Below are 24,215 nucleotides of genomic sequence, written 5' to 3' on the forward strand. Positions count from 1 at the left end.
GACCGGTGAGATGTCCGGCGTTGAGTCCAATTAAACCGCAGGCTCCTCCGGTTGTGGTGCTCCCCCGCCAATTCCTTTAAGTTTCATCCTTGCGGACGTACTTCCCAGGCGGCTCGCTTCTCGGCTTCCCTAGGGCGCAGCGCAGGCTCGTAGCCTACGGCACACCTAGCGAGCATCGTTTACAGCTAGGACTACCCGGGTATCTAATCCGGTTCGAGACCCTAGCTTTCGTCCCTCACTGTCGGGTCCATCTTCCTGAGGTGGTTTCCCCATTGGTGGTCCGTCCAGGATTACAGGATTTCACTCCTACCCCGGACGTACCCCTCAGGTCTTCTGGCCCCAAGCCAAACAGTTTCCACCGGACGCCGACGCGTTGAGCGCGTCGATTTCCCAATGGACTTGCTTGGCCAGCTACGGACGCTTTAGGCCCAATAATATCGGTCATCACTCGTGCTGCCGGTATTACCGCGGCGGCTGGCACCGGTCTTGCCCAGCACTTGTTCCTGTACCTCCCTACGGTACAGAAAAGCGAGGGCTATATGCCCTCGCACTCGGAGTCCCCTTATCGCACTGTCGTGCAGTGTAAAGGTTTCGCGCCTGCTGCGCCCCGTAGGGCCCGGTATCTTGTCTCAGATACCGTCTCCAGGCTCTTGCTCTCACAACCTGTACCGATTATGGGCATGGTGGGCCGTTACCCCACCATCTACCTAATCGGCCGCAGCCACATCCTATGGCGCCGGAGCGTTTCTCACTCTCTGCACTCCAGCATGAGAGTGGTATCAGGGATTAGCCTCAGTTTCCCGAGGTTGTCCCTGTCCATAGGGTAGTTTGGCCACGTGTTACTGAGCTATATGCCGCGGGTCTAAACCCGCGCGACTAGCATGGCTAAATCGGACTCCAATAGCAATGACCTCCGGCAGGATCAACCGGAATGTGTCCCGGCACAAGGCCGGGGGTTAGGCGGGTCACACTCCAGATGGAGTGTGGTCGCTATCGAAGGGTGTTCGAGGACACTCGCCGACCGAGTGTCACCGAACTATCAGGGCTCACATCAGATCCCATCTTGACGGCGGACCGCAGGGGTGGAATCCTCATTTCTTCGGACCTGCATATTATCCCGAAGCCATCTTAAAGGCTTCGAGTTCCGATGGCGACCCGGTGTCGCCGCAGTGTAGTGGCCGGGTTTCGTCGGCCCCGGCCAGGCCTCGTTCGCGTTCAACCCGAGTGCCCTGTTCCACTTAAGGGCATCGGAGTTCGCTCGCGTCGAATCGCACGACGTGAGCGACCTTCGCGTCCCATCCGAACGCCCTGTTACATTTAAGGGCGTCGGTTGGTGTGAGGCCTGGTTGGGGAACGTCGCCCCCGACCTCGTTCGCATCAGAGTCGATGGGAGTGGTATACTTAACCCCGTCGGACCGTACCCGCTTCGGCAGGCGGTTACACGGCACAGTGACACTCGTGTGGTAATCAGAGACAGAGACGCGGAACGCAGACCACAATCGGCTGGCAACTACTGATGGTCCGTGCGTGTTCGCGCGCGCAATGGCTACTGTTCACCGCGAGCGCGCTCGCCGGCCAGGGCCGTCAGCAAAAAGTCCGTACCGGGAACTAGATGTCGTCGAGGTGTTCGACACCCTCTTTCGAGACGTTCCCTTTCGTGATGTCGCCCGGCATCCAGTCCGGTTTGTCGTCGGGCGCTGTTTCTACCCAGGCCCACGCCTCGTAGATGTGGACCTTGTGGGTGCCTTTCTCCCGGAGCCGAATCTCCTGTGGGTCGGCTTCGTCCTCGCTGTCGGCCGGGTCGAGCCGCCGGGCGGCCTTCAACGCAGCCTGCCGGGGTGTCCCGCCTGAGAAGACGCTCGATTCGTCACCATCCTCACGGAGCGCAAAGTTGCGCTTGTCGCTGTCGCGTGCCATGGTTTTCTCCGCTCCATGTCAATTCAAAACATGGCACAACATAAATATACCCCCCGAATCGGGTATCCTCCCGGAGTCCGTTTATAAGATAGTGGCAGCGAACGGGAATGTTCGGTGAAAATCCCTGCCCTGAAAGCGCGTGCCCGCTTGACGGCCGAGACTCGCCGCACGGTAGACTTAAGTATATCCTACGGCGATGCACGGAGTAGGATAGCGCGATGGTGCGAAAGAAGAAGCTCAGCCCGAGTGGCGCCAAAGACGAGGACGGCGAGTACCACAATGTACATATCAACATCCACGAAGACGAACTCGCCGTCGCCGGCATGGAGATCGGCGACGAGGTGTTCGTTCGGGTGCGTGACAACAAGATCATCATTCAAAAAGCCGACCCGGAAGAGGTCGAACACGATTTCTGACGTGCTGTCGCCGGCCCCCGGCAACCACTGGGGGCCGATTCGAACGCCCCAATGAGACTCTACGATATCGCCAGACCAGTTCTGTTCTCGCTCCCGGCCGAGACGGCACACAGCGCCGTCCACGGCCTGCTGGAGACAGCACAGGGGACCCCAATAGTGGACGCGATGGCCCGCCGTTACACCGTCGACGACGAGCGCCTCGCTGTCTCCGCGTTCGGCGAGGACTTTGCCAATCCCGTCGGCGTCGCCGCGGGCTTCGATAAGAACGCCACGGTGCCGTCGGCGCTGGCAGCGATGGGCTTTGGCTTCGCCGAAGTCGGCGGCGTCACGGCCAAACCACAGGCCGGCAACGCCCGCCCGCGGATGTTCCGACTGCGGGAAGACGGCGGTCTCATCAACCGGATGGGGCTGAACAACGAGGGCGCGGCCGCCGTCGGCGAGCGGCTCTCGAAGACGGACGCCCCCGTCCCGCTGGGTGTCAACATCGCCAAGAGCGAGCACGTCGACACCGAGGCGGCCCCGGCGGACTACCGCGAGACGTACGAACACGTCGCCAGGGGCGGGGACTTCTTCGTCGTCAACGTCTCCTGTCCCAACTCACAGGGGTTCGAGGAGCTCCAGAACCGCGAGGCGATGACGGCCATCTTCGAGGAGCTACAGGACGCCGGCGCCGCGCCGCTTCTGGTGAAACTCTCACCGGACCTCCCCGACCCCGCCGTCGAGGACGCCCTGGATCTGGTGTCCGAACTCGACCTCGACGGCGTCGTCGCCACGAACACGACGACCGAACGCCCCGAGGGCCTGCGCTCGCCCAACGCAAGCGAGACGGGCGGGCTCTCGGGGGCGCCGATCGAAGACAGAGCGACGAACACGGTCCGTTTCGTCGCCGAGCGCGTCGACGTGCCCGTCATCGGCGTCGGCGGCGTCGCCTCCGCCGAGGGCGCCTACCGGAAAATCCGTGCGGGCGCGTCACTCGTCCAGCTCTACACCGGGCTGGTCTACGAAGGGCCGTCGCTGGCCCGCGATATCAACGAGGGACTGCTGGAACTACTGGAGCGGGACGGCTTCGACAGTATCGACGAGGCCGTCGGCGCGGACCTGTAGCTATCGGGACTCCGCTATCGGCAGATAGCCACGTGCCCGTCACCGGCCGGAACGATACTGAGTCCGAGGGCGCATCGGGGTCGTCGACGACCCGGTCAAAGTCAACCACGCGTGCGTCTCACAGGCCGGGTTGTCGTAGCGGTCCGGGTCGCAACAGTCGGAGTGGCTGTCAGTGACCGTCAGTTCCCCTCTGTTTGCTAGTACATGACAGGGCAGCAGAAGTACTACGTGACAAGCCGGCAAGCCAGTTACCGGAAGGTACGGCGGGTCCGTGTCTGTGCTACTCCAGAGCGTCCAGCCGGAACTCGAAGGCGGCGACGGGGAGCTCCAGGTCGTGCTCGACGAGCACCTTCGGATGCACCTCGCCGACGACGCCGACCGTCTCGCCGTCCAGCACGATGTCGGCCGCCCGGCCCCCGATGAAGGTCGGGTGCTCCGTCGCGGGCGTCGTCAGCTCCTTGCCGAAGGCCTCGGCGATGGCCTGCAGGCGGGCCTTGGCGTCCTCGTAGGAGGCGTCAGTACGGGCAAGCGCCCCGGCGACGGTCCGGTGTTCGCTGACGCCGGTGTTCTGGCTGTCGTCCAGCCCGGCGGCGAGCCCGATTTCGGCGAGGTCCTGTGGGTAGCGCCGGTGGGTGTTGTTCTCTAAGACCATCATGAGCGACGGGAGCGCCCACGTCCGGAGGATGGTGTAGTCCTCGCTGTAGGGCTCCTGGATGGTGACTGGGTCCGCAAGGCCGACAAGCGAGTCGTCGGGGTCGGCAGCCCCCGGGTTCGGGAGGTTCATCCGCTCGAAGTTCTCGGCCTCGTTTGTCATATGGAAGTTCAGCAGGTCCTCGAACCCGAGTCCCACGAGGGTATCGCGGGCGGCGTCTTCCAGGACGGAGCGGTCGTGGCGGCCGCCGACGGTCGAGACGTCGGGATAGGTCGGTTCGAGGCTGTTGAACCCGAGCGCGCGACCGATGTCGTCGACGATATCGAGAGGGTGGATGACGTCGACGCGGTAGGGCGGTATTTCGACCTCGAAGGCGACGCCGTCGTCGGTCACGACCCGCGTGGCGTCCAGTCCGGCCCGCTCGGCGTAGTCGATGATCTGTTCTGGCTCCAGGTCGACACCGAGCAGTGACTCGATGCGGTCTTTGCTGACCGTCTTCGTCCGGGTCCCGAAGTCGGGCCGTTCCAGCGTCCGGCCGGCGTACTCGCCGGGGGCGTCGTCGGCGTACTCGACGTTGACGCGCTCGATGGTCCCGCCGCGGGCCTCCAGCGCGTAGCAGATGATGTTGCACATGTGGTCGATGGTCCACTGGTCGGTCCCGGTCAGTTCGATGAAGAGGTCTCTGGAGTCCTCGCTGACTTCGGTCCGACGGCCGTTGATGACCGGCGGGAACGAGAACAGCCCGATGGCGTCGTAGATTGCGGGCACGCGCTCGAAGTCGGCAACGAGGTCGCCGTAGGTCTGGCCGGTGTCGTGTCGCTGGATGACCTCACTGGGTGTCATCTCGGCGTCGCTCTCGAGCGGGACGAAGGTGGCCTCGTCGGGGTCGGCGCTGGTGTAGGTGATCGCGTTTGTGCCGACGGTTTCGACGGCGGCGTCGCCGACCATCTCGTCCTGTGGTTCCTCGCTGGCTTCTGTCGGGTCCTGCCCGCCCGAAAGGTCCAGACTGCTCGATTGCTCGTCGGCCGGCCGGAGGTCGGTCCCTTTCAGCATCGTGAGGTCGTGGACCCCGATAGCGCCTTTCGCACGCTTGCGGCCCATCGTCGCGTGGAGCTTCTCCTGTAGCTGGATCAGCGACTCCAGGACGCCGTCGCCGAGGTCCAGCCCGCGGACGACGGCGCCGGTGACGTACGGTCGCTCCGGGGGCTGGTCCTCGACCTCGATGGTCCAGTCGGCGCTGTTCGTGTTCGGGACGTAGACGCCCCGGTCGTCGCCGTAGTGGTACCGCAGCGAGCGGGCCACGCCCTCGACCGAGAGGCGGTCCAGTCTGTCGGGGGCAAACTCCAGTTGGAACTCGTCGTCTTCGGTCCAGCCCTCGAACTCCAGGCCGAGGTCGAACAGGTCCGATTTGAGTTCGTCGTCGTCTTTCTCGTCGTGGCCAGTCAGATATCGTAGTTCGTCGGGATCAACATCGACAACGGGCATCAGTGAAGCACCTCCGTGGTCCGCAGCAGTTCGAGGTCACACAGCGTCCCGTGGACGTCCCGGATGTCCTCGAAGCCGTACATCAACATCAGTAGCCGCTCCAGGGAGAGTCCCCACGCCATCACGTCACAGTCGACGCCAAGCGGGGACAGGACTTCCTCGCGGAAGATGCCCGAGTTCCCGACCTCGACGACCTCGCCGGTCTCGGGGTGGGTGCCAAAGAGCTCGAAGCTCGGCTCCGTGTATGGGTTGTAGTGGGGCTTGAACTCCAGGTCGGTGATGCCGAACTGCTCGTAGAACTCCGTGAACGTCCCCATCAGGTCACGCACCGAGAGGTCCTCGGCCATCACCCACCCCTCGATCTGGAAGAACTCCAGCAAGTGGGTCGGGTCGAGCGTGTCGTTCCGGTACACCTTCTCGACGCTGAAAAACCGCTGTGGGGGCTCCAGCTCGCCGATTTCCTCGCCGGAGAGATACCGCATCGACAGCGAGGTGGTGTGGCCCCGCAGGTCCAGTCCGCGGGCGACCTCCTCGCCCCACGGCGAGTGGTACCCCTCGCCGTCGGGCCCGACGCCCTCCTTGTGGGCCGAGCGGACGCGGTCGACGAGGTCCGCGGGGAGGTCGCCGATCTCGTCCGGCCGTTCGAGGGCGAACTGGTCCCAGTGGGTTCGCGCGGGGTGGTCCTGGGGCATGAACAGGCAGTCGTTGATCCAGAACTGGGCGTCGACGTGAGGCCCTTCCATCTCCTGAAAGCCCATGCCCACGAGGGTATCCTTGACCCTGTTTGCGGTCTGGCGGAGGATGTGTTCCTTGCCGTGGCTCACGTCCTCGGCGTCGGCCTCGACGTTGTACTCGGTGAACTCCACGTCTTCCCACTCGCCGCTGGTGAGCAACTCGGCGGTGAGTTGGTCGACGGTCTCGGCGGCCTCGACACCACCCATCAGCGCGGTGACGCCGTCGTCGGTGAGCTGGACCGAGCGGACGGTCTCCTCGCGGACCGAGAGCAGGCCGCGCCGTTCGAGTTGGTCGAGCGCGTCGGGGTCGGCCTCGTCGAGTCGGTCGTCGGCGACGGCTTCGAGCGCCAGCATCTCCCGATCCTGGCCCGGCTTGACGTCTGGGTCGGCGGTTATCTCGCCGCTGTCTATCTCGCCGTACCCCTTGCGGGCGTAGTTGGCAAGCGCGACGTCGACGGCCCCGCCTTCGAGTCCGGACGCGCCGATGACCTGCCCCATCTGGACCGGCGCCTCGTCGGCGCCGGCGTCGATCGCGGCCTCGTAGAGGTCCTGTTCGGGGAGGCTCTCGAAGACGTACTGGGTGCCCTCGTCGGTCAGCGTGTAGTGTTCGACGGTCTCCTCGGTGACGGTCAGCAGGCCGTCGTCTTCGAGTTCGAACGCGGCCCGCGTGGCCGTCTCGGGTTTGCAGTCGGCGTCTTCGGCTACCTCGTCGATGCGCCTTGGGTCGTCTGTGTCGGCGGCCTTGAGGACGGCCACCTGTGCCTGTGGTCGTTTCATAGAGATGTCTCGGTCGTTGTGGGGATAACCGCGGGTCGCTCAGTTAACGGTTCTCACTTGCTGTCGAGTGGTTTCGTTGGCCCCGACCGCTCGGCCGGCGCCGAGTCCGCCGCCCGTCAGGACCAGAAAAAGGAGCCGAACCCGGAACGGCAGACTGGCTGGCGAGCGACGCCGGCGCGGTCGGATTCGGAAGGCATGTGTGAACGGTTGGCGTGTGTTTGCAAAAGGGTTGCGGACGGGCGGGAAGTCACCCCTCGGTGTCGGCGGCGGCCCGGTCCAACAGCCCGAAGACGCCGGAAATGGCAAGGTATACCAACGCGCCGACGAAAAGCAGCGTCGGGACGATTTCGAAGGCGAGCTCGCCAAACGCCGTCGGTGGACTCGCGCCGTACGTGTCCGACCAGCTCCATCTGGCAGCCCCCATAACGAGTGCGCTGAGCGGGAGGACCACGAGTGCGATACCACGGGTGACCGTCCGCTGGAGGGCGGGGTCAGCCATCTCGTGAGAGAGTGCGGTCAGCGACCCGATAGTAGTTTTGCTTCGACGGTAAACGGACGTTACGCCCGCTTGCGGGCCGAATCGAGGTCGATGTCCAGTTCGTCCAGTTTCTCCTCCCACTCGGCGCGTTTCTCCTGGTGCTCTTCGAGGAAGGTCTCCATCAGTTCGGCGGCCTGCTCCTTGCAGCCGCCACAGAGGCGCTCGCCGCCGACACACTCCTCGTAGACCTCCTCGGCGAAATCGTCGTCGTCGCCCGACAGCAGGTAGGCGTACAGTTCGTAGACGGGACACTCGTCGGCTTTCCCGCCCTTCTCGCGCTGTTCCTCGGCGGTGGTCCGACCGCCGGTGGTGGCCGATTTCACCTTGTCGTAGCCGTCCTCGGGGTCATCCAGCAGCGAGATGTGCGAGGCCGGAATCGAGGAAGACATCTTCCCGCCGGTGAGGCCGGTCATGAAGCGGTGGTAAATCGAGGAGGGCGGCAGGAAGCCGTAGCCGCCGTTTTCCAGTTCGACCTCGCGGGCGAGTTCGTCGGCCTCGGCGCGGTCCAGGTCGAAGGCGTCGACGTGTTCGTCGTAGACGCGCTTCTCGCCGTCGACAGCCTCGATGAGCGCCTCGAAGGCCGCCTCGGTGGCGTTGCGGTCGAGGATGCGGGTTCGCGGCCGAATCGGCTCTTTCCCGGCGTTGTCGAGCTTCGCGGCGACCGACTCGCGGGCGTCCGCGGGGGCGGGCTCGTGGGCCCGGAGCCAGTCAGCGGCCTCGACACAGCGGGGCATCGCCGGGTCCTCGGCGTATTCCTCGCGGGCGTCGTAGGCCCGGCGCAGCAGCGTCCGCTCAGCGGCATCGGCCTCGAAGCTCGCGAACGCTTCGGTCACGCCGAAGTAGCGCATCCGCGCCGCCAGGTCCCGGGCCAGCCGCATGTGGGGGTCCTGGTCCGGGCCGACGGGAATCACGGTCGGCTTTGGTTCCTCCAGTTGCGGGTAGAGGATGTCGGCCATCTGCGTGACGACCGACTGCATGTGCGAGACGTCGGTCTCGCCGTCGAAGTCGTAGATGGCCTGCAGCTCCGAGAAGTTCGTCTCGGCGCCCAGTTCGAACGCGAGGTCCTGCAACTGTCGGTTGTCGGACTGGCGATACAGCTCCCCTTCCTCGGGGTCGAAGCCGAGCGCGAGCAGGGAGAGGACGTAGCTGCGGGCGTGTTCGTCGATTTCCGACCACGACAGCTCGCGAGCGGCGTGGGCCTCCAGGTCGGCGATAAGCGCGTAGGCGTCGGCGCCCTGCTGTTGGTGCCAGATTATCTCGTCGAACACCATCTTGTGGCCGATGTGGGGGTCGCCGGTGGGCATGAAGCCCGACAGCGACGCGAAGGGGTCGTCGTTGTGCATGGCGTCGGCCACGGGGTCGTAGTCCCGATGGCCGAAGATGACCCCGCGACGCATCAGGTAGTGGGGGTTCGGGACCTTCGGCAGCACGTCGTCGAACTCCTCGATGCCGAACTGGTCGAAGAGCTTGCGGTAGTCTTCGACGGTCGAGGAGCCCCACGGGTCAAGCACCGCTTCGTCGGCACCGGCCGCCTCGGTCCCGCCGTCGGAACGGAGTGACGACTCCCGCCACGACGTTCCCGACTGGCGGCGGTCCTCGTCGGGCGATGCGTCGTCGTGGTGGGAGTCGCGGTCGGTCATGGTTTCGGACACGGCCGGGCCGTGTTGGTGTATCCTTGGCTCCGGTCGGCGCAAAAAGGGTTCGCTTCTAGCGCTCCGGTCCGAGCGACAGCCGACTGCGAATACTGGCGGTCAGAACGCCCCCGCTCGCTCGACGCCCGGGACTCGCTGTGTCTCTCGGCCGGAGCAGGCGGGGGCGTTTCGGCGCGATAGTCCGCGCTGTGTTGCGATTGTCCCCACAGAACCGACAGCTGCTATGGCGTCAGCCGCTCGACCTGCACCCACTCGATGCCGTCGCCGGCCAGGGCAAACACCATCGTCTTGCGGACGCCGTGGGCGAGTCGCACGTCCAGCGCGAGGTCGCGGGGTTCGAAGGTGTAGCCGGCGGGCAACACCCGTACCAGCAACTCGGAGTGGCCGAGGTCCTCAAGCGACTCGACATCGGCGTAAGTCCGGAAGTCGGCGCCGAACTTGAAGCCCGTCTTGGGGACGACGCCCGAATCCCGCAGCGCGGCGTACACCCGGAGCCGGCGGTCGAAGCGGTCGCCCTCGACGTCGCGGCCGCGCTCGGCGACTGCCGCCGCGCCGCCGTCGACCGTCAGTGTCCCCTCGCGGGCCAGATACGCCGCCTCCACGAGCGAGAGCTGGACGGCGTCCTCGTCCAGTTGCTGGCCGTAGAACGCCTGCTGGTAGAGCGCTTCGGGGGGGTCCCAGCAGAGTACGCGCTCGGCCAGCAGCGTGCCCTGGACGCCGGGCACGTCGGCCGAACTCGTCCCCTCGACGGTCCGCCGGCTGGTGTCCAGATACGTCAGCTCGCTCTCCTCGTCGACCACGGCGAGCACGCAGTCGCCCAGCGACGCCGCGGGCACGTCGTCGCGCTCGCCGACGACCCGGACCCGGTGGGCGATGTCGTCGTCCCACGGGCCCTTGCCGCGGGGGTAGACGACGAAGTCCACGCCCCCGGGCTCGTCGACCCACCCCTCGCGGGCGGGCGTGAGGTAGAACCCGCGGTCCCGGAGGTCCTTGTAGACCAGGAAGTCCACAGCCGAGACAGCCCCCGAGGCGAGAAGTTCGTCGACGGCCATCCCGTCGACGGCGTCGATGTCGCCGCGGTAACAGAGATGCGCGGCCTCCACCGGCGCCAGGTCGAGGTCGCCGTTGCGGGCGTGGCCGTAGCCACGCGAGTCGTAGAACCGCTCGCGGGCGCGAGAACCGGCCCGGACGACGTCGCCGTCCAGCGTGAGTTGCATACAGTGGGGTGGTCGGCCGAGCGGGAAATCCCCTGCGGGTCGGTGTCGGCGGGCTATCCGCGCTCGTCGCAGCCGCTGTCGAGACAGCGCCGGCCGCCGCTGGTCTCAAAGGTCGGTAACCCACACGCACAGCGGTCGGCGACGACCCCCGACGGGACGGCGTAGCCGGTGTCGCAGTCCGGATAGTTCTCACAGCCGGCGATGAGCCCGCCCCGGCGCAGAAGGCGGAGGTCGCCGCCACAGTGCTTGCAGTCCCACTCGCGGTCGAACAGCGACTTTACCCGGTCGTCCAAGGACTCACAGTCCCGGTCGATACAGCACCCGATGACCGCGCCGCGCTCGACCCGCATCGTGGGGAGCCCGCAGTCCCCACACCGGCCGCCGGTGACGGTGGCGTCGGTCGGCAGCCCGTAGCGCTCGCCACAGCCGGTACAGGCCACGTCGCCACCTGCGCGGACGAGCGTCCCCGGGCAGTCCCGGCAGTCGCCGACCGGGACGCCGGCCTCCGAGGCCGGGAACCGGGCGCTACCGTGTTCCTCGTGGGCGACGACCCGGAGGAACTGCTCGCCGTCGCGGGCGGTGACGGTGCCGTCCTCGACGGCGACGCTCTCGGCCCTGGTGAGCCACGCGACGGGCTGGTACCCCCCGGCGTCGTGGACCAGAACGGTGTTGTCGGGCTTGACGACGACCAGCACGTCGCCGCGTTGCTCGCGCTCGCTGGAGCCCTCGAAGACAGTCGTACACTCACCGGCCATCACGCGCGTTCCGTCGTGCATGGGCCGGGGTGGCCCCGTCCCGGTATCTAAACCCTCGGGTGGCACGGCCGGCCCGGAGCACAACAGGCAAACCGCTCGGGCGAGTGAGAGGGGACAATGAGCGACACGCCGACTGCAGTCTGTTTCGACATGGACGGCGTCCTCGTCCAGTCCGAGGACCACTGGGCCCGTATCCAGCGCGACCACATCCTGCCGACCGTCTCGCCCGACGACGACATCCCGCTGTCGGAAATCACCGGCCGGGACTACACCGAGGTGTATCCGGACCTCGACGGCAAATACGAGATGGCGGTCTCCCGCGAGGAGTACGAACGGCTCTTCGAGGAGGCGGGCAGGGAGATATACGGCGAACACGCGACGATGCTCGACGGCGTCGACGACCTGCTTGCGGACCTCCGTGCCGCGGGCGTGCCGCTGGCGCTGACGACCTCGGCGCCGTGGGACTGGATAGACGTCATCGAGGAGCGCTTTGGCCTGCTCCATCACTTCGACGCCGCCATCAGCGCACAGGACATCGACGGACCGGGCAAGCCGGCGCCGGACATCTACGAGCGCGGGGCCAGTGAGCTGGGGGTCGAGCCGAGCGACTGCTGGGCCGTGGAGGACTCCCATGCGGGCGCCACAGCCGCGGTGGTCGCCGGCATGACGACCGTCGGCTTCCGGGGCGACGGCGCGGAGACGGACCTCTCGATGGTCCAGCATCTGGCGGGCGACGCCGCGGAGCTACGCGAGGTCCTGCTCGGGTAGGTCGAAAGGGGAGTCGAAGTCCGTGCGGTGCCCGAGGGGGAGTCAGGCCTCCGCACGGTACCCCCGGCCCACAATGAGACCGAGGATGTTAGCGAAGAACACACCGGTTAGCAGGAGGAGGAGACTCCGTCCGTCCAGGCCGCTCACGAGCAGCGCGGGATACGCCAAGGGTGCCACGACGGCAGTCCAGAACCCAACGAACTGGACCGGCCGAACGGCGAGCGTCCGGATGTCGGTTGGTCCACTGGGGAGCGCATTGGTCGGTAACCGAAACGGCGAAGCACTGGACATGGGATACCTCCTCAGCGCTTCGTATGACCCATACCCCCATATAAACGCCAGACGGTTGCAGTTAATTCGTGTGGATGGGCTTCGTTTGCGTTATTTTAGCCCGTTTCACTGCGCGCTTTGGTTCCAGTTAGACAGCTTTAGACAGCGCTATACGTTTTATTCGGCCGCCTGCGTTCGTCTCTCGCACGGGACGAGTCAGTCACAGTGACCCATCACTGAACGTCGACCGTCCGCGAGGAGGTGACCGGGTCGAGGGGCTGGTCCGGGAACGTGACTTCGACGGTGAAAGTCAGGTCGTCAGCGTCGGCGCCGAAGACGGCGACGGGGAGGGTCGTCTGGCCGAGATAGGCGGGTTTGGCCGTCATCTCCCGGCCGTTGACGGTGACGCGCAGTCCCGCCCGTGTGCCGCCGCCGTTGTTCGCGACGGTCACCTCCCGCATGTCGCGGTCGCCGGCCGCGATTGTCTCGGGGAACTCGCCCCAGTCGACGACGACAATAGGGAGGTCGCGGGCGTTCGCGGCGACCTGCTCGGCGACGCCCTCGGGGAGGCCGGCAGAGACGAGTCCGGAGACGCCGGCCCGGATGATATCGCTCGGGCTGGACAGCCCCGCGGCGGCGAGTTTGCCGGCCCGGCCCGAGCCCACCCCGTCGATGGCCGTCAGCCCGACGGCGTCGTCGCTGACGCCGTGTTCGACGCGGGCCTCGACCCGGCAGGCCAGGTTGGCAAAGCGGCCGGGCGCGAGGTTATCGAGGAACTCCCGCAGCGCGGCCAGCAGGCGCAGGGCGTTCTGGCGGATGACCCAGGCGTCGCTTTTGAGCTCCGTCGGTGTCGTGCCGGTCATCCCCGAGCGCAGTATCGCCAGCACCTTCCGCTGGCCGGCGTCGAGTTCGTCGGGGGCGTCGCTGCCGACGACGGCGCTCACGGCGTCCTGTTCGTCCGAGCGGGCGCTGACGCTGTCGAACTCCGTCGCGCCCGCCACCGTCGCCAGCAGGTCCCCAGCACCTATCGGGTCGGCCGCGTCCCCGTCACCGGCCGCGGCCTCGCAGCGCTCTGCCAGGTCGGCAAAGCGGCGAGCGGTGTCGAGCCGCAGGTAGAACTTCGAGGCCAGCTGTCCGAGCCGGGTGGCCTCGACGTGGAGCCCGTCCCGTTCGACGAAGCCGTCGGCGACGAGCGCGGAGAGCTCTTCCGAGACCCGCTCGCGGAGGTCGCTGCCGGCGTCGTAGGCGTCGGGCGAGGACTTCGCGCGGGCGTAGTAGAACGTCGTCTCCAGCCAGCTCATCACGTCGTCGATGTCCCGGATCGTTCCCAGCGCAATCTCGGCGTTCAGATGGGCGTCGAGCTCGCCCGCCAGCCGGGACTCTATCTCCTTGCCGTCCCGGAGCAGGCGACGGTACTTGTCGGCCTCGCTCCGGTCACAGACGACCCAGGCGTAGCCCATGTCGTCGTAGCCCGGGCGGCCGGCCCGGCCGAGCATCTGCAGGACGTCAAGCGGGCTCATGTCGACCTCGCCCTTCAGGGGGTCGTGGAGCTTCGTGTCCCGGATGACGACACAGCGGGCGGGGAGGTTCACGCCCCACGCGAGTGTCGAGGTCGAGAAGAGGAGCTGTATCTTGCCCTCCTTGAACCACTGCTCGACCTTGTTCTTGTCCTCGCGGGCGAGGCCGGCGTGGTGAAAGCCCACGCCGTCAAGCACTGACTGTCGCAGCGTGTCGTTGGAGAGGTCCGCGGCGTCGTTGTGGAAGTCGTAGTCCCCGCGTGCGCCCATGGGAATGTCGCGCTCGGTGAGTTCGTCGCGGGCCTTCTTTGCGGCCTGAACGGTGTCCTGTCGGGAGGAGACGAAGACGAGGGCCTGGCCCTCCTCGCGGATGTGTGGCTCCGCGAGGTCGAGCGCCCGGTAGAGCCGGCGGTACTTGTCGGCGAAGGCGTTCTCGCCGTGGGAGTAGGTCTTCACGTCGGCGTTCAGCGGCACGGGCCGGTAGTCCTCGCCGAAGGCGAAGGTGGTCTCGTCGGGAGCGTCGAGCCAGTCGGCCACGTCGTCGATGTTGGGCATCGTCGCCGACAGCGCGACGACGCGGGGGTCACAGAGCCGCCGCAGTCGCGAGACCGTCACTTCCAGCACCGCCCCGCGGCGGTCCGAGTCCAGCAGGTGGACCTCGTCGATGACACAGCAGTCCACGTCCGTGATGAACGAGTAGCGAGCCGTCTCGTGTTTCCGGGTGGCCGAGTCGGCCTTCTCGGGGGTCATCACGAGGATGTCGGCCCGCTCGGCCCGGCGCGGGGAGAGGTCGCGTTCGCCGGTGACGACGTAGACCGAGTAGCCGAGGTCCTCGAAGCGCTCCCACTCGCTCTCTTTCTCGTTGGTGAGCGCGCGCAGCGGCGCGAGAAAGAGCGCCGTCCCGCCGGCTTGCAGGGCCTTGCAGATGGCCAGTTCCGCCAGCGCGGTCTTGCCACTGGCCGTGGGCGCGCTGACGACGACGTTGTCCTCGCGGTTGAGCAGGGCCGGGAGCGTCTCCGACTGCATCTCGTTGAACCGCTCGAAGGGGAAGGCGTCGGCGAACTCGGGGAGGACCTCCCCGACCGCCACCGTCGGCTCGCTGTCGGCTCGGCTTGGCACGTGGGATGGGCGGCACCGCGACGGCAAAGGCGTTTCTATCAGCGGACTGGTGGCCCGTCGCGACCGCGCTCTCGGCGCAGTGCCCGGCGGGGCTTGCAGTTGCCGGCCACGGGACCACAACCCGTGGGCCCGTTAGCGTGAGTGAACCCCATGCCAGACCAGAACACTGACGATTCTGACGTGAGCCGCGAATGCGAGGAGTGTGGGAACTCATTTCACACGAGCAGGAACGACTCGCCGCCGTTTACCTGCCCGAACTGCAAGTCGGACAACGCGAGTCCGCTGAACGGGTGACCCAAGTGCGGTGACACCGGCGAACCCAACGGCTTTTGCCCCGACAGTCAAAGGCTGTGGTAATGAGTCGTTCGCGCAAGCCCGACTGGCTCAAGAGCCGGCCGCCGTCGGGCGAGCGGTTCACAGACATCAAGCAGTCGCTCCGCGAGCGGGACTTGCATACGGTCTGTGAGGAGGCCAACTGCCCGAACATGGGGGAGTGTTGGAGCGGGCGAGAGGGACCGGGAACGGCGACGTTCATGCTCATGGGCGACCGCTGCTCGCGGGGCTGTAACTTCTGTGACGTAGAGACCGGTGGGATGGAGCCGCTGGACCCGGACGAACCCACACAGGTCGCCGACGCCGTCGCCGACATCGGGCTGGACTACGTGGTCCTGACCAGCGTCGACCGCGACGACCTCCCCGACCAGGGGGCGAGCCACTTCGCCGAGACCATCCGAGAGATAAAGCGACGGGACCCGTCGATTCTCGTCGAGTGTCTGATTCCGGACTTCCGGGGCGAGGCCGACCTCGTCCGGGCGATTGTCGACGCCGAGCCGGACGTGCTGGCCCACAACATCGAGACCGTCGACCGACTGCAGTGGCCGGTGCGTGACCGCCGGGCCGGCTACGAGCAGTCGCTGTCGGTGCTGCGACAGGCCAGTCGGGAGAGCGACGTCTTCACCAAGACCAGCCTGATGCTGGGCGTCGGCGAGTACGCCCACGAGGTGTACCAGACCCTCTCCGACCTGCGCCAGGTCGGCACCGACATCGTCACCTTCGGCCAGTATCTCCAGCCCTCCCGCTCGCATCTGGAAGTCTCGGAGTACGTCCATCCGGACGTCTTCGACACCTGGCAGCGGGTGGCCGAAGACGAGCTCGACTTCCGCTACTGCGCCTCCGGACCGATGGTGCGGTCCTCGTACCGGGCAGGGGAGCTCTTCGTAGAGCGTGTTCTCAGAGAGGGGGAGACAGTCGAGACAGCCCGAGAGCGAGCGCAGGCGAGCGACTGACTCTCCGGTCCGCTCGGGAGCGGTCGGTATCCCCATATAGCCCTCTTAGTCACGTTCAAGCGACAGAGACGACGGGTTAGCGTGTGAGCCTGCTTGCAGACGGGAGCGGGGCGTCGCTCCCTATCGACCGCATGATTCCAGCGCGCGCACAGATACCTGACGCCCCCGAACCGGGCAACTACGTCGTCGTCGACGTGGCGCAGTTCTCGACGACGGTCCCGGAGCTGTTCGCCAACGGAGCCGAGTACGTCCACATCACCGAGGAACGTGGCGACGAACCGGCGTTCAAGAAGGCCAACCCGCGGGCGAAGATAGGCGGCGCCTCCGGGCCGGACTACCGGGGCGAGCCGGGGTATGACTTCTTCAACTCGCCGAGCTACGTCCAGAGCGTAGACGTGGCGGGACGCCCCACGGCGATGACCTCGACCAACGGTGGCAACGCCGTCACCGACCTCCGGCTGGCCGGGGGCGACGACGTTACCGTCTACGTCGGCGGCCTGTCAAACGGGGTCGCGCTGGCCGAGCACCTGCGGGCACAGGACGCACCGACCTACTTCGTCGCTGCCGGCTCCAACGGGAAACCCTCCCCCGAGGACGTCGCCGGCGCGCTGTACATCGCCCGCCACTGCCACGGGGACCCGCCGAGCGACGAGGAGCGAGCGGTGTACCGCGAGATGGTCGAGTTCTCCAAAGGCGCGAAATACGAGCGCAAGCCACAGATAAAGCGGACCGACCTCTACGAGTACGCCCTGGCGTTCGACAGCCGCGATATCGTGCCGAGACTCGACGGACAGAAGCTGTACGACGTGTCGGGTGACAGCTGATGCGGACGGACGTCCACACGCACACGACCTTCTCGGACGGCGCTGCGCTGTCGTCGATGGTCGGGGCGGCCGCGGACGCCGGTCTCGACGGGGTTGGACTGACCGACCACTGCATCGTGACCGACGACGCGTTCGGTCGCCGGGCGCAGTACGACCTCGTCGAGACCTACGAGCGACGGCGTGAACTCATCGAGTCGGCCCGGGAGCGCACCGACCTGGCGCTGTACGACGCCGCGGAGGTGAGCTTCGTCGCGAGCGAGCGCGACGCGACCCGCGCGTTCCTCGATACCGCCGAGTTCGACTACACAATCGGTAGCGTCCACTTCGCCGGCGAGTACGACTACACCAGCGACGCCCCCCACGTCGGCACCGACGACGAGGCCCGCCGAGCGGCGGTCGAGCGCTACTACGACGCCGTCGTGGCGCTGGTCGAATCGGAGCTGTTCGACGTGCTGGGGCACCTGGACCTCCCCGAGCGACTGAGCACGCTCCGGGGGTACTCCCGGCCGAGCGACTACGAGCGCGTCGCCGCGGCGCTCGCCGACGCCCGGACCGTCCCGGAGATCAACGCCGGCCGCATCAACCGATCGCTCGGTCAACCCCACCCCGACCCGTCCGTGCTGTCGCGGTTTGCCGACCACGGCGTCAGCTTCGTCCTCGGGACGGACAGTCACCGACCCGACGAGCTGACCGAGCGCGTCCCGGAACTCCGGGACGTGGCCGACCGGACCCCCGTCGAGCTGGTGGGTATCGGGGACGTACTGGCGTAGCTCGGGGCGCTCTTCGAACGCGAACGGCGGACATGTCCCACCCGGCCGGACTCGTCGACGAGTCCGGCCCGGAATCCGTCGGACCGCTCAGAGGAACACCGCGACCACGACGACAAACAGCAGCGAAACCAGCATGAACGTCACGTCCCGTGGCAGGATTTCGAGGTCCCCCAGCCTGAGTTCCCGGCTGGCCTCGTTGCCAAGCGAGTGGGAGAACCCCCTCGTCTCCATCGCTTCGACGGTGACTCTGGAGCGTTTCGCGACGTTGAACGTCATCGGATAGAACGCCTTGATCGAGAGTTTCAGCAGGTACAGGTAGTACCGCCACCGCAACAGCCCGCGGTTCTCCGGGGCCTCGTTGCGGAGGCGCAAGGAGTTGACCAGGTCGTGGTACTCTTCGAGCAGGACGGGCATCATCCGGTAGCCGTACGCTATGGCGAAGGTGAACGGTCGGGGAACGCCGAGACTCAACATCCCCTTGGCGAGTTTCTTCGGACTCATCGCCGAGAAAGCCGCCAGACTCACGACGGAGATGACCGTCAGCTTCATCGTAAACGGCAGGAGCGCGACGCTGTTGTCGACGACGGCGCCCTGGAGACCGCCCGAGCCCCCTTGCCACCAGTAGACGACGGAGCTGAGGATGACGATGAATCCGATGTTCGAGAGGCTCCCCCAGATAAGGAGAGCGAGCAGGTAGACGCTGGTCTGTGAGAGGTACGCCAGGAGCAGCGACGCCACGAGCATCGCAAACAGCGGCTCGGGCTCGTAGAAGAACCAGGGGACGACGACGAAGACGGCCGACCAGATAATCACGATGCGTGGGTCGAACTTGTTCAACAGCGCCTCGTCGTTGTCGTAGGCCGTCCGCATGAGATCGACCTTGATGTCGGCGATCGTAATCGTCCGGAGTGCGTCGAGATACCCCATCAGCGGCTCGCCTCCGACAGGCGCTCGACGATACCCGATGTGGTTAACGACGGCGGGTCGATGCCGAGCCGGTTACTGAGTTCGACGACCTGTGGCGGTCGGAGGTGGGCCCGCTCCAAGAGTGCGGGCTGTTCGAACACCGATTGTGGGGGTTCGTCCGCAAGGATACCGTCGGGACCGAGGACGACGACCCGGTCGGCCCACTCGGCCACCAGCTGGAGGTCGTGCGTGGCGACGACGACCGCCTCGGTCCGTGACACCGACCGCGAGAGCATCCGGGTCACTTCGCGGCGGCTCTGGAGGTCCAGGCTCCCGGTCGGCTCGTCGAGCAACACGACGGTGGGGTCGGTCGCCAGGCCGATAGCCAGCGACGCCCGCCGCTGCTGGCCGATGCTCAGGAGCCGCCCGTCCCGGTCGGCGATGTCTTCGAGGTCGAGGAATTCGATGACGTCGTCGACCCGCTCGTCGACGTCCGGGGCGTCGCGACTTTCGAGGTAGTACGCGACATCGTCGCGAACCGTTTCCTCGACGAACATCTCCTCGGGGTTCTGGTGGATGTACACCGTCTCCTCGGCCAGTTCTTCGGGGAGTGTGGTGTTCGTATCGTTGCCGAGCACGGTTACCGTCCCCTCGTCCGGCGATTCGAGACCGGTCAGCAGCCGGAGCAGCGTCGACTTGCCGGCTCCGTTGGCGCCGACGAGGGCAACCCTGTTGCCGGCGTGCAACTCCAGATCGAGCCCGTCGAGGACCGTCTTTCGACCCTCACGAAGCGTCGGGTAGCCGTGTGTCACATCACGGATACTGATGAGACGCTCGTCGGCACCGCTGCCATCCGGCGTCATCGGATGCTGCGCGTCGGAGGCGGGCGTGGGGAAGGCATCGGCGGCCTGCTCGACCGTCACCGGGTACCGGCCGCTGGGCAGGGTGCCACACCCATCCGGGAGATTTCGGGCGATCTGTGTGACCTGTGGCGGATGGATGTCCGCATCGAGCAGTTCTTCGACCCGGTTCAGTCCGACATCGACCGGCTCGGTCCACGCCACGTCGCCGTCGGCGACCATGACGAGCCGGTCGCAGTAGTCGGCGATGAACTCCGTGTGGTGTTCTATCACGACCACGCCAACGTCCGTGTCACGCTGTATCTCCCGGAGCTGTTCGTAGGTCTGGCGAGCGTTGTGGGGGTCGAGCTGGGCCGCCGGCTCGTCGACGATGATGAACTCCGGTTCCATGGCCAGCACGCTGGCGAGGGCGACCAGGTGTTGCTGGCCGCCGCTGAGTTCCCAGACGAACCGGTCGGCGGCGTCGCCGAGTCCCACCGCTTCGAGCGCGTCCATCGCCCGGTCGTGGTAATCCGAAAACCCGTGGTTTTTCGGTGCGAACGCCACGTCGTCGCGGACGATAGGCTGGACGAGCTGGTTCTCGAAATCCTGAAACACGTAGCCGACCGTCCGCGAGAGCGACGAGACATCGCTCTCGGTCGTCACAGTGTCGCCGACGCTGACGGTCCCCTCGAACGTCCCGTTGAAAAAATGCGGGACGAGTCCGTTAAAGGCCTTACACAGCGTCGTCTTGCCGCTCCCGTTGCCCCCGACGATGGCGGTGAACTCCCCGGAATCGATCTCGACGGTCGCGTTCCGTAACACCGGCTCGTCGCTGCCCGGGTAGCGAAACGTCAGGTCGTCGACAGTGATTGTGGTTGCACTCATTGGAGTACGAAAAGTGAGAGGGTGATTACGCGGCGTCCCGCTGGCGGTAGTACACCACGCCGTAGGCGACGATTGCGGCGGCGACAATCGGCACCGCAAAGAACAGCTGGCCGTACGACTCGACGAACTGCGGTTCGAAGACGAGGAACGCGCCGCTGGTCTCACTGAACGCCTCGAAGACGAACGCGATGGGCGTCAGGACGACCCACGCGACGAGTCCCTTGAGCGTGTCGCGGTTGAACCGCTTCCCGCTCGGATGGCCGCCGACCGGCTCCATCCCGAGCAGCGGCTCGATTTTGCCGCGCATCCGCGGATAGAAGTACATCATCGGGAGGGCGCCAAAGAGGAGCCCCGCGATGATGACCTGGGTAGTCGCGCCGGCGACCTCGACGGCCCAGATCGTCTCGGGGAGCCACTCGATCGCCTCGAGCGATTCGACGCCGACGTAGAACTTCCCCACGTCGATGAACTGGGCGGCCAGTTCCTCCAGCCCTTTGGCGACCACCGCCAGCACCGCGAGCCACTTCACGTCCTCCGGGTCGGTTATCATCGTCGTCGCGATGTACAGCGAAATCGTGATCATGAGCAGGCTCTCGACGGCCCCGAACGCGCTGAAGTCGCCGATGAGGATTTCACCGAAGACGATGCCGCCGACCGGGACAGCCAGGCAGGCCCAAAAGGAGCGAAAGAGGAAAACGAGCGTATAGGAAATAAAGAGGAACGGCCCGAGTTCGAGTTCCAGACCGCCCAGCGAGAACGACGGGAGCAGCTCCGCGAACATCATCTGTAACCCGTGGAGAGACATGATGAGTATGAACACCATCATGTCCTGGTTATCGAAACTGAACAGGTTCTCACTCTGCTGGTTTGTCGTCGACATCCAGATGTGGCTGGTCGGCAGTATTTAAAGACAGTTTATATTTTTTATATTTCCCGGTACGGGACACTACGGATATCTCGATACTGTACGGAGTGTACTCATAGAGCGTGTCGGACACCGGTCTATAGTAGCCATTGAAAATCAATGCACACCCGACCGCACGACAGCAGTGCGGTCGGTGTGTAAATCGTTTCAATTGTTACTATAGCTACGCGGCGACACCACGCGTCGAACGCACACCCCAGACAGTCCGGGCCGCGACGGCGAGCCGGACCAGTCGAGCCCGTCGCGGACGGGGACGTGGCGAGGCGGCGGCGTCCGGGCCGGACAGCACTGCCCGCATCAAAGACGGTATCACCGACGCGGGAGAGTCCCGACTATGTTCGAGTTCGAATTGCCCGACCTGGGCGACGGGGTCGCCGAAGGCGAGGTCCTGACCTGGCACGTCACAGTCGGCGACGAGGTCGCCAAAGACCAGGTGCTCGCCGAAGTCGAGACCGACAAGGCCACCGTCGACGTGTCGTCGCCGGTCGCCGGCGTCGTCCGGGCGCGACACGCCGACGTTGGCGATACCGTCGCCACCGGCGAAGTGCTGGCCACCATCGGGACAGACAGCGAGAGCGAGGAGTCCCCGACCGACAGCGACGAGCAGGCGGACGAGTCGTCGGAGACGAACGGAAGCGACGGTGACACCGCCGGGCGCGTGTTCGCCCCGCCGAGCGTCCGCCGGCTCGCCCGCGAGCTTGGCGTCGACATCTCGGCTATCGAGGGGTCGGGACCGAGCGGGCGCATCACCGAATCGGACGTAGAAACGACCGCCGACGACACGGCTGCCGACACCGACGACGGTCCCACGTCCGTAGTCTCGAAGGTGAACGACGACACCGACGACGGTCCCACATCGGTCGTCTCGAAGGTAAACGACGACACCGACGACGGTCCCACATCGGTCGTCTCGAAGGTAAACGACGACACCGACGACGGCCCCACATCGGTCGTCTCGAAAGTGAACGACGACGAGGACAGGAGTGCAGACGACGACAGCCCGACCGTTGTCGTCGACACACGGGACGACACCGACGACCCGGCCGCCGAATCCGCCGTTCGGCGCGCGGCCCCCGAGTCGACAGACGACCGCCGGGAGCCCTACCGCGGCGCCCGCCGGACCACCGGCGAGCGGATGGCCCGTTCCCGCCGGGAGGTCCCCCACGAGACCCATCACGATATGGTCGCGGTACCGGAGCTGGTCGAGGCCCGCGAGCGGCTCACGCCACTCGCCGAGGAGCGGGGCGTCGATCTCACCTACACGCCGCTGGTGCTGAAATGCGTCGCCGCCACACTGGACGACCACCCGATGCTGGCGAGTCGGCTGGACACCGAGCGCGAGGAGGTCGTCTACCGGAGCGACCGCGATATCGGCGTGGCGACAGCGACCGACGACGGGCTCGTCGTCCCCGTCGTCGAAGCCGTCGACGAGAAGGGACTGCTGGAACTCGCGGGGGACGTCGACGACCTCGTCGGACGGGCTCGCAGCCGCGACACCGACCAGGCGGCGCTGCAGGGCGGCGTCTTCACCGTCACGAACGTCGGCGCCATCGGCGGGGAGTACGCCGACCCGATAATCAACGTACCCGAGACGGCCGTACTGAGCGTGGGGGCGCTGAGAGAGCGACCGGTCGCTTCGGACGGCGAGGTCACCGCCGAACCCACGCTCACGCTCTCGCTGGCCATCGACCGCCGGGTCCTCGACGGGGCCGACGCCGCTCGCTTCCTCAACACCCTGAAGGAGTATCTCGCCGACCCGACGCGGCTGCTGGCGTAGCCGTCAATGCTGTCCGGGGCGCGAACGGTTCGTTTATGCCCGGCCCGCGCCACCCCTGACGTATGAGTGAGGCCGACGCCGAGTCGCGGGCGGGACGGGAGGAAGTGTGGATAGAGAAGTACCGCCCGCAGTCGCTGGCCGACGTGAAAGGTCACGAGGACATCGTCGGGCGGCTCCAGAGCTACGTCGACCGCAACGACCTGAGCCACTTCCTGTTCAGCGGGCCGGCCGGTACCGGGAAGACCACCTGCGCCTCGGCTATCGCCCGCGAGCTGTACGGCGAGGACTGGCGCGAGAACTTCCTCGAACTGAACGCCTCCGACGAGCGGGGTATCGACGTGGTCCGGGACCGCATCAAGAACTTCGCGCGGACCAGCTTCGGCGGCCACGAGTACCGCATCATCTTCCTCGACGAGGCAGACGCCCTCACGAGCGATGCACAGTCCGCGCTCCGTCGGACGATGGAGCAGTTCTCGAACAACGTCCGGTTTATCCTCTCGTGTAACTACTCCAGCCAGATCATCGACCCCATCCAGTCGCGGTGTTCGGTCTTTCGCTTCTCGCCGCTGGGCGACGAGGCCATCGAGGCGGAGATCCGCCACATCGCGAGCGAGGAGGACATCGAGCTGACCGACGCCGGGCTGGACGCGCTGGTGTATGCCGCCGGGGGCGACATGCGAAAGGCGATAAACGGGCTGCAGGCGGCCTCGGTCAGCGGCGACGTGGTCGACGAGGCGGCGGTGTACGCCATCACCTCCACGGCCCGACCCGAGGAGATACACGGGATGGTCCAGTCGGCGCTCGACGGGGACTTCACCGCCGCGCGCGCGACCCTGGACCGCCTGTTGACCGAGGAGGGCATCGCCGGCGGCGACATCATCGACCAGCTCCACCGCTCCATCTGGGAGTTCGAGGTCGAGGACCGGGCGGCGGTTCGCATCCTCGAACGGGTCGGGGAGACCGACTACCGCATCACGCAGGGGGCAAACGAGCGCGTGCAACTGGAAGCGATGCTGGCCTCCCTGGCCAACCCCGAGTAGGCACAGTAGCCCCCGAGACGGCGTTTTCACCGCCGATAA

The 24,215-nt window shown here is 66.3% G+C and carries 20 protein-coding genes and 1 rRNA gene; 8 read left to right on the plus strand and 13 right to left on the minus strand.

Features of this window, described 5'->3' with window-relative positions:
* Together VJ162_RS12445 and VJ162_RS12450 are read right to left on the minus strand one after the other, a co-directional pair.
* A 16S ribosomal RNA gene (locus tag VJ162_RS12445) occupies positions 1 to 933 on the minus strand; the annotation flags it as partial.
* 675 nt (positions 934 to 1,608) lie between these two features.
* Positions 1,609 to 1,917 (minus strand): non-histone chromosomal MC1 family protein, encoded by a 309-nt coding sequence (locus VJ162_RS12450; RefSeq protein WP_324664711.1) that lies wholly within the window; start codon positions 1,915 to 1,917, stop codon positions 1,609 to 1,611.
* 218 nt (positions 1,918 to 2,135) lie between these two features.
* Here VJ162_RS12450 and VJ162_RS12455 point away from each other — a divergent pair, with 218 nt between their 5' ends.
* Together VJ162_RS12455 and VJ162_RS12460 are read left to right on the plus strand one after the other, a co-directional pair.
* Positions 2,136 to 2,333: a hypothetical protein gene (locus VJ162_RS12455; RefSeq protein WP_004516407.1), complete on the plus strand. Its 198-nt coding sequence runs from the start codon at positions 2,136 to 2,138 to the stop codon at positions 2,331 to 2,333.
* 51 nt (positions 2,334 to 2,384) lie between these two features.
* A complete protein-coding gene (locus VJ162_RS12460; RefSeq protein ID WP_324664718.1) occupies positions 2,385 to 3,437 on the plus strand; it encodes a quinone-dependent dihydroorotate dehydrogenase in 1,053 nt (350 codons plus the stop codon).
* A gap of 280 nt (positions 3,438 to 3,717) precedes the next feature.
* Here the strand turns inward: VJ162_RS12460 and pheT are convergent, their stop codons facing one another.
* The 6 genes from pheT to VJ162_RS12490 all read right to left on the minus strand — a co-directional run bounded on the left by pheT (position 3,718) and on the right by VJ162_RS12490 (position 11,268).
* Complete coding sequence (gene pheT, locus VJ162_RS12465) at positions 3,718 to 5,574, minus strand: phenylalanine--tRNA ligase subunit beta (protein WP_324664720.1); 1,857 nt, start codon at positions 5,572 to 5,574, stop codon at positions 3,718 to 3,720.
* Positions 5,574 to 7,085, minus strand: coding sequence for a phenylalanine--tRNA ligase subunit alpha (gene pheS, locus VJ162_RS12470; RefSeq protein WP_324664722.1), 1,512 nt, complete (start codon positions 7,083 to 7,085; stop codon positions 5,574 to 5,576). Before pheS ends, pheT begins: the two co-directional genes overlap by 1 nt.
* Positions 7,086 to 7,332: 247 nt before the next feature.
* Positions 7,333 to 7,584 (minus strand): hypothetical protein, encoded by a 252-nt coding sequence (locus tag VJ162_RS12475; RefSeq protein WP_324664724.1) that lies wholly within the window; start codon positions 7,582 to 7,584, stop codon positions 7,333 to 7,335.
* A 59-nt stretch (positions 7,585 to 7,643) separates the two neighbouring features.
* A complete protein-coding gene (locus VJ162_RS12480; RefSeq protein WP_324664727.1) occupies positions 7,644 to 9,263 on the minus strand; it encodes a tryptophan--tRNA ligase in 1,620 nt (539 codons plus the stop codon).
* A 233-nt stretch (positions 9,264 to 9,496) separates the two neighbouring features.
* Complete coding sequence (endA, locus tag VJ162_RS12485; protein ID WP_324664730.1) at positions 9,497 to 10,492, minus strand: tRNA-intron lyase; 996 nt, start codon at positions 10,490 to 10,492, stop codon at positions 9,497 to 9,499.
* Positions 10,493 to 10,545: 53 nt separating this feature from the next.
* Positions 10,546 to 11,268, minus strand: coding sequence for a PDDEXK family nuclease (locus VJ162_RS12490; protein WP_324664732.1), 723 nt, complete (start codon positions 11,266 to 11,268; stop codon positions 10,546 to 10,548).
* A 96-nt stretch (positions 11,269 to 11,364) separates the two neighbouring features.
* Here VJ162_RS12490 and VJ162_RS12495 point away from each other — a divergent pair, with 96 nt between their 5' ends.
* Positions 11,365 to 12,015 (plus strand): HAD family hydrolase, encoded by a 651-nt coding sequence (locus VJ162_RS12495; protein ID WP_324664735.1) that lies wholly within the window; start codon positions 11,365 to 11,367, stop codon positions 12,013 to 12,015.
* Between the two features lie 42 nt (positions 12,016 to 12,057).
* On the opposite strand, the gene VJ162_RS12500 is transcribed toward VJ162_RS12495, so the two are convergent.
* Both VJ162_RS12500 and VJ162_RS12505 read right to left on the minus strand, forming a co-directional pair.
* Positions 12,058 to 12,306, minus strand: coding sequence for a hypothetical protein (locus VJ162_RS12500; RefSeq protein WP_324664737.1), 249 nt, complete (start codon positions 12,304 to 12,306; stop codon positions 12,058 to 12,060).
* Positions 12,307 to 12,518: 212 nt separating this feature from the next.
* Positions 12,519 to 14,891 (minus strand): DEAD/DEAH box helicase, encoded by a 2,373-nt coding sequence (locus tag VJ162_RS12505; protein WP_324665115.1) that lies wholly within the window; start codon positions 14,889 to 14,891, stop codon positions 12,519 to 12,521.
* 359 nt (positions 14,892 to 15,250) lie between these two features.
* Between VJ162_RS12505 and lipA the strand changes: the two genes are divergently transcribed.
* The 3 genes from lipA (at position 15,251) to VJ162_RS12520 (ending at position 17,801) form a co-directional block, all read left to right on the plus strand.
* Entirely contained in the window at positions 15,251 to 16,207 is a 957-nt protein-coding gene (gene lipA / locus VJ162_RS12510; RefSeq protein WP_324664738.1) for a lipoyl synthase, read from the plus strand.
* 131 nt (positions 16,208 to 16,338) lie between these two features.
* Entirely contained in the window at positions 16,339 to 17,031 is a 693-nt protein-coding gene (locus tag VJ162_RS12515) for a 2-phosphosulfolactate phosphatase (protein ID WP_407066862.1), read from the plus strand.
* A complete protein-coding gene (locus tag VJ162_RS12520; RefSeq protein WP_324664741.1) occupies positions 17,031 to 17,801 on the plus strand; it encodes a PHP domain-containing protein in 771 nt (256 codons plus the stop codon). The genes VJ162_RS12515 and VJ162_RS12520 overlap by 1 nt, the downstream gene beginning before the upstream one ends.
* Positions 17,802 to 17,888: 87 nt before the next feature.
* Here VJ162_RS12520 and VJ162_RS12525 read toward each other — a convergent pair whose 3' ends face one another.
* From VJ162_RS12525 to VJ162_RS12535, 3 genes are read right to left on the minus strand one after another with little or no spacing between them, the layout of a single operon-like run.
* Positions 17,889 to 18,728: an energy-coupling factor transporter transmembrane component T family protein gene (locus VJ162_RS12525; protein WP_324664743.1), complete on the minus strand. Its 840-nt coding sequence runs from the start codon at positions 18,726 to 18,728 to the stop codon at positions 17,889 to 17,891.
* Positions 18,728 to 20,434 carry an ABC transporter ATP-binding protein gene (locus VJ162_RS12530; RefSeq protein ID WP_324664744.1) on the minus strand — a complete coding sequence of 569 codons (1,707 nt, stop codon included), beginning with the start codon at positions 20,432 to 20,434 and terminating at the stop codon, positions 18,728 to 18,730. Before VJ162_RS12530 ends, VJ162_RS12525 begins: the two co-directional genes overlap by 1 nt.
* Before the next feature lie 25 nt (positions 20,435 to 20,459).
* On the minus strand, positions 20,460 to 21,314 hold the full coding sequence (locus VJ162_RS12535) for a hypothetical protein (RefSeq protein WP_324664746.1): 855 nt from the start codon (positions 21,312 to 21,314) through the stop codon (positions 20,460 to 20,462).
* 379 nt (positions 21,315 to 21,693) lie between these two features.
* Between VJ162_RS12535 and VJ162_RS12540 the strand changes: the two genes are divergently transcribed.
* Both VJ162_RS12540 and VJ162_RS12545 read left to right on the plus strand, forming a co-directional pair.
* The gene (locus VJ162_RS12540) at positions 21,694 to 23,136 is read left to right on the plus strand and encodes a dihydrolipoamide acetyltransferase family protein (RefSeq protein WP_324664748.1); all 1,443 of its coding nucleotides are present in this window, start codon (positions 21,694 to 21,696) and stop codon (positions 23,134 to 23,136) included.
* Positions 23,137 to 23,198: 62 nt separating this feature from the next.
* Positions 23,199 to 24,176, plus strand: a complete 978-nt coding sequence (locus tag VJ162_RS12545; RefSeq protein WP_324664750.1) for a replication factor C small subunit — start codon at positions 23,199 to 23,201, stop codon at positions 24,174 to 24,176.
* Positions 24,177 to 24,215 lie beyond the last annotated feature (39 nt).

This window comes from Haloarcula sediminis, assembly GCF_035656455.1.
Taxonomy (GTDB): domain Archaea; phylum Halobacteriota; class Halobacteria; order Halobacteriales; family Haloarculaceae; genus Haloarcula; species Haloarcula sediminis.